This is a genomic window from Pseudoalteromonas sp. MEBiC 03485 (assembly GCF_004195145.1).
In the GTDB taxonomy this organism is placed as follows: Bacteria; Pseudomonadota; Gammaproteobacteria; order Enterobacterales; family Alteromonadaceae; genus Pseudoalteromonas; species Pseudoalteromonas apostichopi.
In genome coordinates, this window is sequence record NZ_SGBT01000001.1 from 419,456 (window position 1) to 433,605 (window position 14,150).

Genomic DNA, 14,150 nt, shown 5'->3' on the forward strand with positions numbered 1-14,150 from the left:
CCAAAATTAAGGAGGGGATTATCTCAGTAATTGCTTGGGTATTTCAAGTCAATTAGCATAAAAAGCCAGATAACGAGCAATTAAACATGCTAATTGCTCGTTGCTTAAGAAAAAATCACTTATTCAATTTGGATTTTTGGTGTTACAAAGATTAACAGCTCTTTTTTCTCGTTAAATTCACTCGTACTTTTAAACAACGCACCAAGGTATGGAATATCACCTAACAGAGGTACTTTCTTAGTTGAGTTAACGATTTGCTGTTGGAAGATACCACCAAGCACCACAGTTTGGCCATTTTCTACTAATACCTGCGTTTGGATCTCTTGGGTATTAATTGCCACAGCAGAACCTGTTGGTGTTTGCACTGTATCACCGCGGGTATCTTGTGTAATAACTAGGTCCAAAATGACCTTATTGTCAGGCGTGATATGTGGCGTTACTTCTAAGCTCAACACCGCTTTTTTGAAAGTTACCGTAGTTGCACCACTTGATGCTGCTTCAACGTACGGGATCTCTGTACCTTGCTCAATGCGAGCTTTTTGTTGGTTCGCCGTAGTAATACGTGGACTTGCGATAATCTCACCACGGTTTTCTTCTTCAAGAGCACTTAGCTCTAAATCTAATATTGTACCGTTGGCTAACTTAGCTATTTGTACACCAATGCTACCGGCAGGACTTGAAACAGGTAAGTTAACATTTAAGCGGTCAGAAATACTTGGAATATTATCGTAAGAGCCAGCACCAAACATACCACCGGCACCATCTAATGTGCCAGAAATAGCGCCATCACTACCTACATCGCTGATCCCCCAACGAACACCTAAGTCTTCTTGGACATTATCATTCACTGTCACCATACGTGATTCAATTACCACTTGTTTAACAGGAATATCTAAGGTTTCCACCATACGGCGCACGCTTTCGATGCTTTTGGCTGTATCTTTGATGAGTAAAGTATTGGTACGTTTATCAACAGAAACACTGCCTCGTGAAGAGATTATGCTATTGGTGTCTGTTTTTAAAAGATCAGCAAATTCTTCAGCTTTTGCATAGTTAAGGCGAATATATTCACTGTAAAGCGGCTCCAAGTCTTCAACTTGCTGCTTAGCTTGAAGCTCCTTTGCTTCACGAGCGGCTAACTCCTCTGCAGGAGCCACCATCAAGATAGTGCCATCCATACGCTTATCTAAGCCTTTAATCTTCAGCACCACATCAAGTGCCTGATCCCAAGGAACCCCGCTTAAACGTAAAGTGATATTGCCTGTTACAGAGTCACTTGTGACAAGGTTAAATTCGTTATAACCAGCAATAATCTGTAATACAGAACGAATAGGAATATCTTGAAAATTAAGACTCATAGGGCGGCCTTGATATTCAATTCCACCATCAAGGTATGCGCGCTGAGTATCGTCTTTTTCAACTGTGAGGGTAAAGATGTTTTCAATTTGTTGGTGCGTAAACTTAAATGCCGCATTTGGTTCAACCTCAATGCGTGTTATGTTGCCTTCTTTGAAGGTTTCAATGTTGCTTACGACCGTTCCAAAATCAATCACATCTAATTGATATAATAAATCGTCTAAAATATCTGTGTGGTGAAACTCAGCAATGATTTTGCCACCGCTTTCATACACATTAATTGCCGCTTGCGTATTTTGTAAAAAGACTAATAGACGCGCTTCACCTTTTTCACCACGACGAAAATCAATCGACTGTACTGTGTTAATATAGTTATTAGAAGCGGTTAACCCATCCTTTGAGTCATCTGTTGTAATCGGATTGTCTGAAACATGCAAAGTAACAATGTTGTCTTTCGCTGTTGTTTTATAAATTTTTAATTTATCTAAGCTAACAATTACTTTTAAACCATCTTCGGTCATAGTGCTGGTTACATGCTGAATACCTGCTTGATTAACTGGTACATCACGTACTTCATTATCTACACCTACATTACTAAAAAGCATTTCGATACGAGCTGGCGAGTTATATACCTGGATTTTAGGTTCAAACGTAAGAGCTTCATCAAACACAAGTTGTAATTGTGTTTCGCCTTGCATTAATGGGTTATAACGAACGTCGTACAATAAAGGGGCAGCGATTGCCGTCTGAGCCACAATTAAGGCTAACGCAGCTAACACGCATTTATTTATGTGCTTTAACCAAGCCATTCCTTTATGCATTTTCTTTTCACCTTTCATATGATTAACCTGCACCATTTGTACTTGCCTCTGACATTTCTAGCTTGGTCAGGCGCTCTTTCCAGCAACCAGCCCCATCTGGGATTAATTCTAATAATTCAATATAATTGTCGTGCACTTGTTTTATTTCACCGTGATACAAGCCAATATAATTACCCACTGTCACTCGATAAAGCGTGTCATCAGTCGCTTTGATCAGTGCCCAAGTATTGTCAGCACGACCGATAGTCCCTTGCATAACTAAATTATCCAATGGGTATTTCTCAAGTGGTTGACGAACCCTATTAGGGTCTGGATGTAAGCAATTTTTAACTTGTACTAAATTGTTTTGGATTATTTCTGGCTTAGGTGCCACAAACGGGCTGCGTAACTTACCAGCACTATATTCAAAATGCTCAAATTTTGTGATTTCAGGTATCGGTTCAACTTTAGGCGTCGTACTCGCTTTTACTTGATCAATAAACTCTTTTTGTTCAGAAGTATCATCATTACAAGCAGTAAGCACAATAGCCATTGCAATAACTAAGGGAAGCTTCTTCATTTTTTAGTCCCCCCTTCATAACGATAAGTCTTTGCAACAACACTAAAAGTTAGTTCGCCATTACCGAGTGTTTGAATCGTAAAGTCATGTAAACTAACAATACGCGGTAACTGAGCAACTTTACCAACAAACTCACCAAATTCATGATACGTTCCTACCACTTCTATTTTAATTGGTAGTTCTGTATAAAACTCTTTTTCAATTTCTGGTAACCAGCCAATTTTCAAAAAAGTTAAGCCACTAGTTGTACCAACATAAGATAAATCATCTAGTAAACCAGGAGTCTCATTGGAGGTTGGTAAGCGTTTTAAGAGCTGCGAAAACTTATCTTCCATTTCAACCATTTGTTGACGATATATTTCCAAGTTACTCGCAATCGCATACTTTGCTTTGTATGTTTGGCGCAGTTCAGTTTCTTTAGCTACTGCACTGTGGTAGCTAGCAATTTCATCTGAAACTAATAAGCTATAGCTAAAATACAAAACAATTGCAGCCACAAACGCACAACATAGCGCTTTCACTGCTATGGGCCAATCGCCCATATTTTCGAGTTCTATTTCATTCCAATCTATTTCTGTTAACGCTTTGATATCAAGGTTCATTACGTGCCTCACCTATCTGATCAAAAGGCTTAACATAAAAATCCATATTAAAGTCACTCAACAATCGCGACGTTTGCTCACCAGCTACAATGCCTTGCATAATCGGTCGTTCTAATAAGTAAGAACCTTGCACTTGGCGCAACATAGTCGATAAGCGATTATTGGATTCACTGCGACCGATAACATGAATGCGATTATCATGTCGCTCTAGTTTAGTTAAATAAACACCGGCAGGGACTATATTTGCCACTTCATCCATAATTTGTGTTCCCAAATTACGGTTACTTTGTAACTCTTCAATTAAGCGCATACGTTGTTGTAAGTTCTCTTTTTTCTTATCTAGCTCATTAATTTCACGAATACGTTGGTTTAATAATGCTATTTCAGTATTTAAGAAGTTGTTCTTTACATTCTGCCCTTCACGTAAGCCGCTGTAAAAAGAGCTTAATAAATACATACTCAAGAAGCTAACAACAACAACGCCGAACAAAATTGTAATGAACTTGTTCTGGGAATCTTTTCTTTGTTGTTCGCGCCATGGCAATAGATTTATATGTGGCATGATGAAAAGCTCCTTAAAGCCAATCCTGTAGCTATCGCAAACTGAGTGCGATGACGCTGTAACATATTACGGTCAACCTTCGGCGAAATTTCAAGATTTGCAAATGGTTCAGCAACAATGGTGTGGATTCCTAACTCTTCAATTAGCAACCTATCTAAGCCTTCAATCATGGCGGTTCCGCCAGTCAGCACAATGTAATCGACTTGATCTTTACCACTGGTAGTTAAGAACATTTGTACTGCACGCCTTACTTGTTGCAATAACGATGTCTGGAATGGCGCAAGAACTTCAAACGTGTAATTTGGTGGTAAGTCACCTGTTGTTTTACCTATTTCAGCTTCATCAAAGCTCTTGTTGTAATAAGCAACAATACTATTGGTATATTGGTCGCCACCGAAAACTTGGTCACGAGTGTAAATTGTTTCACCTTCCTGTACTACGCTGACAAGCATCAATACAGCACCAATATCAACCACGGCAACACACTTGTTGAAAGCATCACTAGGTAGTTGTTGGTAGTAAATATCCATTGTTCTACTTAGTGCATAACTTTCAACATCAACAACCGCAGCCTTTAAGTTTGCAGCTTCAAGTGCACCGACTCGCGCTTGCACACTTTCAGTACGAGCTGCAGAAAGAAGAACATTTACTTTACTTGGATCTGCTTCGTTGATTGCCAGCTTTTCGAAATCGATATTTACTTCATCAAGTGGATATGGAATTAAGCTATCAGCTTCAATGGCAATTTGTGACTCTAATTCAGCATCTGTTAATGATACATCCATAAAAATCACTTTCGTTATTACAGTTTGACCAGAAACAGCGACTGCTGCAGCTTGAACTGATTTAGGAATTTTTCTTTTTAATTTAGCGATAACATTGCCTATCGCTTCTATGTCTTGAATAGAACGCTCAGACATAGCGCCTTTTGGCATAGGTTCAATAGCTAACGCTTCAAGCCGCATACCTGCGTCTGTTTCTTGCAGCAACACTGCTTTTATACAGTGCGATCCGATGTCAATTCCTACCATCATAGATGAAGGCTTTTTAAATAGCTGACTTAGCATGTTTGCAACTTTGCCTTTGTTTTAATAATAAACAAGTTATAATTTTTATCTGAAAAAATATTATTCATTTTTTAATCAATATATACTAGCAGTCTCCGATTCTAATTGGGAGTCCATTTAGGGAAAATATAAGTGATTTTATTAAAGCGAACTTTACAATTTATTATCATTTGCTCATTCTTAGGGCTAATCACTTTAGTTGGTCTATACTATTACGTTAAACCTGACATTCCTAGCGTTCAGGTACTAAAAGACGTTCAATTACAAACACCTATGCAAGTATTCTCACGCGATGGTTTATTGATTAACCAATTCGGTGAAAAACGACGCATTCCCGTTACGATAGATCAAATCCCTCAACCATTAATCGATGCTATTTTAGCAACAGAGGATAATCGCTTTTACGAGCATATCGGTATCGATCCAATTGGTATTGTTCGTTCTGCCATTGTACTCATATCCACAGGTGAAAAGAAACAAGGCGCAAGTACGATAACTATGCAGCTTGCCCGTAACTTCTTCTTAACCCGAGAAAAAGCATACATCCGTAAAGTCAAAGAGATCTTCATCGCTTTACATATCGAAAGTATATTAACTAAAGACGAAATCCTCGAATTATATTTAAATAAAATTGAACTTGGTAACCGTGCTTTTGGTATTGGTGCTGCAGCACAAGTTTATTACGGTAAGGAATTAAATGAACTTACCTTGGCGCAAATGGCAATGATTGCAGGTTTACCTAAAGCACCTTCAGCACTAAACCCTATACGTAACCCTACCCGTGCTAAAAGCCGTCGTAATGTTGTTTTAGGACGTATGTTAACCGAAAAGTACATTACGCAGAGTGAATACGCAGAAGCCACTAAGGCGCCTATTACTGCAAAATTCCACGGCGCAGAAATTGAAGTGTATGCACCATATATCTCTGAGATGGTGCGTGCTGATATGGTTGAACGTTATGGCCATGAGCGCGCTTATAATTCTGGTTTTAAGGTCTACGCTAGCGTTGACTCAAATATTCAGCAAGCAGCACAAGATGCCATTGTTGATAACCTACATGCTTACGACATGCGTCATGGCTACCGTGGTGCTACGGCACAGTTATGGGACAGTGAAAACGAGAGCCCACTTAGCCAAGAAGAAATCTTAAATAAACTAAAAGATGTTAAAGAATTTGGCCCGTTATTGGCTGGTGTTGTAACAAATGTCGCAGAACAGTCAATCGATGTGCTTTTAAAAAGCGGCGAACAAGTTACTATTGAGTGGGATGGCTTAAAATGGGCACGTAAATATATTACGCGATACCGTCAAAGCTTCGCACCAAAAACCGCTGGTGAAATCCTAACGGCTGGAGCGCAAATTTGGCTGCGTAAAAATGCAGATGACAGCTATATATTAAGCCAAGTGCCCGAAGCTTCGAGCGCATTGGTTTCACTAGATCCACAAGATGGTCGTATTAAAGCGATTGTTGGTGGTTATAGTTTTGAGCAAAGCCAATACAATCGTGCAGTCCAAGCAAAACGTCAAGTAGGTTCAAACATTAAGCCGTTTATTTATTCAGCGGCACTTGAAAATGGATATACACTCGCTTCTATTCTGAATGATGCACCAATTAATCAGTGGGATAAAAGTCAAGGTGTCGCATGGCGCCCGAAAAACAGTCCTGCGGTTTATAATGGACCTATCCGTATTCGTAGAGCACTTGCCCAGTCGAAAAACGTAATTTCGGTACGCTTATTACGTGGTGTTGGTCTTGAGCGCACAGCCGATCATTTGCTTAAGTTTGGTTTTTTAAACAGTGATATTAACCGTAGTGAATCGCTGGCACTTGGCAGCGCCTCTATCACTCCTCTTGAACTTGCGAGGGGGATGAGTACTTTTGCTAATGGTGGGCACTTAATTACTCCATACTTTATTTCAGAAATTCAAGACTCTGCCGGAAATGTGTTATTTAAAACAGAGCCTGAACTTGCCTGTGATGAACCACAACAAGCCATTACCCCTGAATTTGCATCTCTGGATGATACTCAGATAAATATTCCAAATACTCAGGTTACTAGCGCCCCACGTTGTGCACCACGAATCATTTCAAAGCAAAATGCTTTCTTAATTTCACAAGCTATGCACAGTGCTATTTGGGGTGGCGGTAGCTGGACTCATAAAACGGGTTGGAGTGGTACAGGCTGGCGTGCACAAGCCCTTGGTCGTCGTGACCTAGCCGGTAAAACAGGTACCACCAATGACTCTGTTGATACTTGGTTCAGCGGCTTTAACCGCAATGTGATGACTTCGGTATGGGTTGGTTTTGATAACCCAGGTAAGGCCCTTGGCCGTTCGACCTATAATAATAACCTCGATAAATCGCAAATATCTGGTGCAGAATCAGGCGCTAAAACAGCGCAACCGGCATGGGTCGACTTTATGCGTGCAGCCCTTGATGGTATGCCAGAAGCACCTATTGAACTTCCTGAGGGGCTAGTATCGGTTCGTATCGACTTAGCGACGGGCCTTTTAAGCCATAAAAACGATTACACTAGTCGCTTTGAGTACTTTATTAAAGGCACTGCGCCAACCAAGTATGTACTTGATCAACCTACTGATGTGTTTGAAGAAAAGCTCAGCACAGAAGAAGAGCTGTTTTAAGCAATTTGTATAAGTAGTTGTGATAATAAAAAAGCGCCCAAAGGGCGCTTTTTGCTTAGCCATTTAAACTAAGATCAGCAAAATTATTTTAGGTTATTCACTAACCAATAAAGATCTGAGTGAATCCCCGCTGCGGTGACCTCTTTGCCCGCTCCAGGGCCTTGGATCACCAATGCATTATCTAAATACCACTGTGAATTAATTACAAAGATATTATCGCCCGGTTTAAGACCTGCTAGTACATCATCTTTGCCAACATTGACTAAGCCAACTTGTGCTTTGACCTTACCATCTACTAATGTAATAGCACCGGTATAGCGCACAACTTTATCTTCAGCTGCAGCCAAGTTTGCTTTTTCAGTCATAAAATCATCGAGTAGCTGCTTATTTGCAAGAAAATCTTGCCAGCTACCTATTGCTAACGCTTCAGGCATGAGTGGAGTTAAAGCAATGTCATCAAGCTCTAAATCAAGACCGAGATCTCGCGCTAAAATTAGCAGTTTACGCTGCATATCGCGGCCAGATAAATCTTCACGAGGATCTGGCTCTGTATAGCCCATTTGCTGAGCTTGAAGCACTAAATCTGAAAACGGCACACTGCCATCATAGCTGCTGCATAACCATGACAAGGTACCTGAAAATACCCCTTCAATACGGTTAATTCTGTCACCACTATTTTGTAAATCAGCTAAAGCAAAATTAATTGGTAAACCAGCCCCCACACTGGTGTTATAGCGCCACAATAAATTTCGCTCGGCTAAATTATTACGTAATGTTTGATACCAACTACTGGCGGCGGTGCCAGCATATTTGTTTGCACTGATCAAATGGCAGTTAAGTTCTATAAAATCAGGATAAAACTGACTAAAGGCCTCACTGGCTGTAATATCAATCACTACTTTGTGTTCATAATCAAGCTCATTGATACGTGCTAATAACTCAGCTTTGTTGTAGCTTTGCGCTTCGTTGTGCCATTGCTCTTGCCATGTTTCAGTATTTAAACCACTGGCACTAAAAAGCATTTGCTTTGAACGTAAAAGAGCAACAACTTTTACTTTATACTGAGCAGATAAACGAGCAAACTGAGCTTGTAGTTGCGATAAGAACACCTCACCCACATTACCAAGACCAGCAACGATAATGGCCAGCTCTTGGCCTTTGTTGACTAACTTGTCATGTAGAAGAGTTAAAACATCACTATCAATTGCCTGGTCATTTAAGATCAACACATAGTTATCATCTTGTTGTACAAAACGAGGATGAATGCTTTGCTCTTTTAAAAGCGCTGTCGCTTGATCTGTAAGCGTAATTACATCAGTTGTTGGTGCAACCACTGCACAACCACTTAAATTAGACTCAACAATATTGGCGCGACCCGCTAAGTGGCCTACAACCTGATGAGTGCTTTGGCCTGGCACTAATAAGTAAGTATCGCCATCTTTAGTAAAGTGGTGCAGGCTGTGCTGGATTAACTGGCTTAGTTCACCTACTTCACCACTACTAAGTTTATCAACCCGTAATAAATCGATGTTATCTAAGGTAGTAATAAAACGTTTTGCTTTGCTATAGCCTTCTTTTACTACTTCGGTTGGCGTTGCATCGCAATCAAAGCTACTTCTAACAACTAGCTTGATCTCGGTGCCTTTTAACGGCGATAACGTCTTAGCATGCAGTACAGGATTACCTAAACGCGCTAATAAGTTAGCTTGCTCGCGACAAACCTTGGCATATTTAAGCGCATTTTTAACTTTACGAGGATCTGTACTAAACACTCCTTGTGTATCGGTCCATATAGACACTTGTTTCGCAAAAGTATAACTGGCCAGTAACGTCGCACTGTAATCACTGCCGTTGCGCCCTAATGTAACCGTATTGCCTTGGCAATCCACAGCTATAAAGCCCGTTACTACGTTTATGTGTGACTTACTAATTATACTTGTGCATTGCTGCTGATTTTTTTGATGTAATAGTTGCCCGTCATTTAAAGTAAATAACTGCCTTGCATCAACATCTTGCGCAGCGACACCGAGCTGATTTAGGTAAGCGGCCAACAAGCGCGCCGACCATACTTCACCATGGGCAAGTAAAGGCGCCTCAAGTAACTGCTGTTGACTAATTAATTCATTTAAAACCGCAAGCTCATCATTTAGCTGCGCCAACGCCTGTTGTTTATTCTGGCCTGTAAGTAATTGCTCAATTAAGGCTCGTTGATTGTTATCAATAAGCAATAAAATATCGCTAACTGCTTGTCTATCTTGCTGCTGGTAACTTTGCCAAAGTTTTACTAGAGTATCGGTTGTTTTACCTGATGCCGACACAACCACACAGTCACCCTGCTCTGTATTCGCTAGAACGATGTTAGCTACCGCATGATAACGATCTGCAGAGCTTAAGCTTGAGCCACCAAATTTATGAACAATATTTACCATCTCTTCTACCACAATGCCGTATGCGCAGGCGTTAACTTAAATGACGCGTTTTGTTGTGTATCTTGCTGTGTTTGTTTTACTTCAGCTTTAGCAACTTGCTGGCCTTGACCTGGTTTTACTAAATTGAAAACACGGTCTAAATCTGCGATAAGATCTTTTACATCTTCAATGCCTACAGAAATACGGATCAAAGTATCGCCCACACCGGCTTCAAGGCGTGCTTTAGGCTCCATGCCTGCGTGTGTCATAGTCGCAGGGTGACAAATCAAGCTTTCTACCCCACCTAACGACTCTGCAAGGCTAAAGTCTTTAAGACTGGTTAAAAACGCTGCTGCATCGTTAATGTCGCCTTTAATATCAAAGCTCACCATGCCACCAAAACCACGTTGCTGTGCTTTAGCAAGCTCATGTTGTGGGTGAGAAGCAAGGCCTGGATAATAAACTTGGCTTACAAAAGGAGAGTTTTCTAAATACTCCGCAATCGCAAAAGCATTTTCTTGATGCTGCTTTAAACGCACATTTAAAGTACGTAAACCACGAAGCGTTAAGTAACTGTCAAATGGTGCACCAGTAATACCGATATTATTTGCCCACCAAGCAAGCTCATCACCTAGCTCTTGCGTAGCAGCAATCACCGCACCGCCAACCACATCAGAGTGACCATTAATATATTTAGTAGTTGAGTGAACAACAATATCAACACCAAACTCAATTGGGTTTTGCAGCGCAGGTGATAAGAAGGTGTTATCAGCCGCAACTAAAGCATCACACTGCTTAGCAATACTAGTGATTGCTTTAATATCTGTTAAACGCAAGATTGGATTACTTGGCGTTTCTATCCAAATCAACTTAGGTTTAATCGATAAAATTTCTTGGAGATTTTCAGATTTCGTTAAATCCAAAACTTTTAGTTTTAACAGGCCACGCTTTTCAAGCGAAGTGAATAAACGATAACTACCACCATAGCAGTCATGTGGGATCACTAAGGTGTCGTCACTGTTTAATAGCTGAGTCGCTAAATGCACTGCTGACATACCTGTTGCAGTAATAATACCTCTAGCGCCACCTTCAAGTTCTGCTAAGGTTTCAGCTAAGATATCGCGATTCGGGTTACCGCTGCGGCCATAGTCATACTGGCGCTTAGTATCAAAATCAGCAAATGAATAGGTGGTTGATAAGTAAATTGGCGGTACAACCGCGCCATGATGTTTATCGGCTTCGATGCCGTGACGAACAGTAATCGTCGCTTTATTTTTATCGCTCATTTCATCACCTATTCCTGAATTGGATGTTTAGACGTCTAAAAGGTTAGATGATCAAATATGAGAAGTCAAAGCATTTATCGCTCACACATAGAAGTTTATACATTTACACCACTAGATGGCTAAATAACTAGTATTTGACTATCTTTTTTAAAGAGATAGAATTTCCGCATCTTGCGCTGTGAATAAGGCGTAAATCACTGACAACCGAGGCAACGAAACAACTTATGGCTAAATGGAACGGTGAATACATTCACCCATATGCAGAACACGGTAAAAAATCAGAACAAGTAAAAAAGATTACCGTATCAATCCCACTTAACGTATTAAAAGTATTAACTGACGAGCGTACACGCCGCCAGATCAATAACCTGCGTCATGCGACGAACAGCGAGTTATTGTGTGAAGCTTTCTTACATGCTTTTACAGGTCAACCATTACCAAATGATGACGACCTTCGTAAAGACAACCCTGAAAAAGTACCTGAAGAAGTTAAAAGAATTATGCAAGAAATGGGGTTAGATATCCCAGTGCTTGATTCAGAATAAGTATTTCGGCCATCGGATCACCGCCGATAATCGCAGATATAAAAAAACTCAGCCAAGGCTGAGTTTTTTATTAGCGTTATACAATTTGAGTAATTAAGTTTAACGCATGTAATCTTCTGGCATCTCGATTTGCGCTACACCTGACTCCACTGCAGCTTCAGCAACAGCACGTGCAATACGAGGTAATAAACGCGGGTCCATTGGCTTAGGAATGATGTACTCAGCACCAAACTCTAGTGACTCAACACCAGCCGCTTTCAGTACTTCATTTGGTACAGACTCTTTAGCGATACCACGAATAGCGTGTACTGCCGCAATTTTCATTTCATCATTAATTGCCGTTGCACGCACATCAAGCGCACCGCGGAAAATAAACGGGAAGCAAAGCACGTTATTTACTTGATTAGGGAAGTCTGAACGACCCGTAGCCATAATTAAATCGTTACGTGCACTGTGCGCAACTTCTGGTGCAATCTCAGGATCTGGGTTTGAACACGCAAACACGACTGGTTTATCAGCCATTAGCTTAAGATCATCTGCAGTTAATAGGTTAGGACCTGATACACCAACAAATACATCAGCATCAGCAATAACATCTTGTAATGTACGCTTATCAGTATTATTAGCGAATAGTTGCTTATACTCGTTTAAGTCATCACGACGAGTATGGATCACACCTTTACGGTCAAGCATATAGATGTGCTCACGTAGTGCGCCACATTTAATTAAAAGCTCCATACAAGCAACTGCGGCAGCACCGGCACCTAAACATACAATAATGGCATCTTCGATATCTTTACCTTGTACTTCAAGGGCATTAAGCATACCGGCAGCAGTAACAATAGCTGTACCATGCTGGTCATCATGGAAAACGGGAATATCACAGCGTTCAATAAGCGCTTTTTCGATTTCAAAACATTCTGGTGCTTTAATATCTTCTAAGTTGATACCACCAAAGGTATCAGCAATATTAGCAACCGTATTGATGAAATCTTCTGTTGTGCGGTGTTTTACTTCAATATCAATTGAATCAAGGCCAGCAAAACGTTTGAATAATAAGGCTTTACCTTCCATTACAGGTTTTGATGCAAGCGGACCTAAGTTACCTAAACCTAAAATTGCGGTACCGTTTGAAATAACCGCAACCATGTTACCTTTACCTGTGTACTTATAGGCATTTGCTGGATCAGCAGCAATTTCGCGGACCGGTTCAGCCACACCTGGGCTATAAGCTAAAGCGAGATCGTTAACCGTTTCGGCTGGCTTGGTTAGTTCAACACTAATTTTACCTGGAACGGGGTGAGCGTGGTAATGTAATGCTTGTTCACGAAAATCTGACATAACGCGATAGTATCCTGCAAAAAGTTAAAAAGTGAGAGAGCTTGCATCAGTACGATACCTGTAATGTATAAAAATTCCAAGTATTATCAGGTCTATCCTGTTATAAGCTATATCGCTTAATTTTAAAGGATTTCCCCACAATTTCTGTGCATAGTTGCGATTAATTAGACATAAAAATTCACCTATTTATGGCCTTTTAAGCACGTGTTTTTGTATTTTGTATGCACGAACACTGCAAATAGCCGAAATTAGCCTAAAACCGCCATTTCAACGAAGTTCACAGCATTTAATTACGAAATTATTTAAAATTATTATTTTTAATAACTTTTAGATACCAATACGCTTAATTAAGTATTATTGCGGATTGGTATGCATTTATACAAAAAAGAATATAGCCAAGGGTTTACACTTTGTCTGCACAATTAGCGACATAGTGGGCATAACACTCAGAAATAGTTATGCAAAAGAAATAAGTGAAGATGGTAAGTTAGTGATGAGTTCAAAGTATACTTAATGAATTTTAGGTATAAAAAAAGCACCCTAAGGTGCTTCTTTTAACTAAACAGCAGAAATTACTTCTTGCTGCTAAGTGCACCGAAGCGCTTGTTGAAACGATCAACACGGCCGCCAGTGTCTAGAATCTTTTGCTTACCAGTGTAAAACGGGTGACACTCAGAACATACGTCTAAGTGGATGTCTTTACAAAGAGTTGAGCTAGTTTCGAATTTGTTACCACATGAACAAGTTGCAGTGATAGCTTCGTACTTAGGGTGAATACCTTCTTTCATAGGGAACCTCTAGTTAAGGCCGTATCGCTCTCCAAACCCGAAGTCTGGCACCATACGCAGTTAATACAATTAATAGGCCGCGTATTTTATAGCTCAAGTGACCTTGCGACAAGCTTTAAATGCATCTTTCGCTAAAAAAATAATCAAGTGGCCTGTTGTTCAGTATTTGTTG

The 14,150-nt window shown here is 40.3% G+C and carries 11 protein-coding genes; 2 read left to right on the forward strand and 9 right to left on the reverse strand.

Annotation, left to right across the window (positions count from 1 at the left end):
- Positions 1–119: 119 nt before the first annotated feature.
- The 5 genes from EVU92_RS01925 to EVU92_RS01945 are packed head-to-tail and all read right to left on the reverse strand — an operon-like array spanning position 120 to position 4,967.
- A complete protein-coding gene (locus EVU92_RS01925; protein WP_233786782.1) occupies positions 120–2,177 on the reverse strand; it encodes a type IV pilus secretin PilQ family protein in 2,058 nt (685 codons plus the stop codon).
- A gap of 22 nt (positions 2,178–2,199) precedes the next feature.
- Complete coding sequence (locus EVU92_RS01930) at positions 2,200–2,736, reverse strand: pilus assembly protein PilP (protein WP_130049795.1); 537 nt, start codon at positions 2,734–2,736, stop codon at positions 2,200–2,202.
- Positions 2,733–3,338 carry a type 4a pilus biogenesis protein PilO gene (locus tag EVU92_RS01935; RefSeq protein ID WP_130049796.1) on the reverse strand — a complete coding sequence of 202 codons (606 nt, stop codon included), beginning with the start codon at positions 3,336–3,338 and terminating at the stop codon, positions 2,733–2,735. The genes EVU92_RS01930 and EVU92_RS01935 overlap by 4 nt, the downstream gene beginning before the upstream one ends.
- Positions 3,328–3,900 carry a PilN domain-containing protein gene (locus EVU92_RS01940; protein WP_130049797.1) on the reverse strand — a complete coding sequence of 191 codons (573 nt, stop codon included), beginning with the start codon at positions 3,898–3,900 and terminating at the stop codon, positions 3,328–3,330. Before EVU92_RS01940 ends, EVU92_RS01935 begins: the two co-directional genes overlap by 11 nt.
- Positions 3,888–4,967, reverse strand: a complete 1,080-nt coding sequence (locus EVU92_RS01945) for a pilus assembly protein PilM (protein WP_130049798.1) — start codon at positions 4,965–4,967, stop codon at positions 3,888–3,890. Before EVU92_RS01945 ends, EVU92_RS01940 begins: the two co-directional genes overlap by 13 nt.
- 132 nt (positions 4,968–5,099) lie before the next feature.
- Here EVU92_RS01945 and EVU92_RS01950 point away from each other — a divergent pair, with 132 nt between their 5' ends.
- Entirely contained in the window at positions 5,100–7,610 is a 2,511-nt protein-coding gene (locus tag EVU92_RS01950) for a PBP1A family penicillin-binding protein (protein WP_130049799.1), read from the forward strand.
- A gap of 83 nt (positions 7,611–7,693) precedes the next feature.
- On the opposite strand, the gene metL is transcribed toward EVU92_RS01950, so the two are convergent.
- Both metL and metB read right to left on the reverse strand, forming a co-directional pair.
- Positions 7,694–10,039 (reverse strand): bifunctional aspartate kinase/homoserine dehydrogenase II, encoded by a 2,346-nt coding sequence (metL, locus tag EVU92_RS01955; RefSeq protein WP_130049800.1) that lies wholly within the window; start codon positions 10,037–10,039, stop codon positions 7,694–7,696.
- 5 nt (positions 10,040–10,044) lie between these two features.
- On the reverse strand, positions 10,045–11,304 hold the full coding sequence (gene metB / locus EVU92_RS01960) for a cystathionine gamma-synthase (RefSeq protein ID WP_130049801.1): 1,260 nt from the start codon (positions 11,302–11,304) through the stop codon (positions 10,045–10,047).
- Positions 11,305–11,528: 224 nt separating this feature from the next.
- On the opposite strand from metB, the gene metJ reads away from it, so the two are divergent.
- The gene (gene metJ / locus EVU92_RS01965; RefSeq protein WP_036973203.1) at positions 11,529–11,849 is read left to right on the forward strand and encodes a met regulon transcriptional regulator MetJ; all 321 of its coding nucleotides are present in this window, start codon (positions 11,529–11,531) and stop codon (positions 11,847–11,849) included.
- Positions 11,850–11,948: 99 nt separating this feature from the next.
- Here the strand turns inward: metJ and EVU92_RS01970 are convergent, their stop codons facing one another.
- Together EVU92_RS01970 and rpmE are read right to left on the reverse strand one after the other, a co-directional pair.
- Positions 11,949–13,190, reverse strand: a complete 1,242-nt coding sequence (locus tag EVU92_RS01970; RefSeq protein ID WP_130049802.1) for a malic enzyme-like NAD(P)-binding protein — start codon at positions 13,188–13,190, stop codon at positions 11,949–11,951.
- Positions 13,191–13,762: 572 nt separating this feature from the next.
- On the reverse strand, positions 13,763–13,978 hold the full coding sequence (gene rpmE / locus EVU92_RS01975) for a 50S ribosomal protein L31 (RefSeq protein ID WP_036973208.1): 216 nt from the start codon (positions 13,976–13,978) through the stop codon (positions 13,763–13,765).
- Between the last annotated feature and the right edge of the window lie 172 nt (positions 13,979–14,150).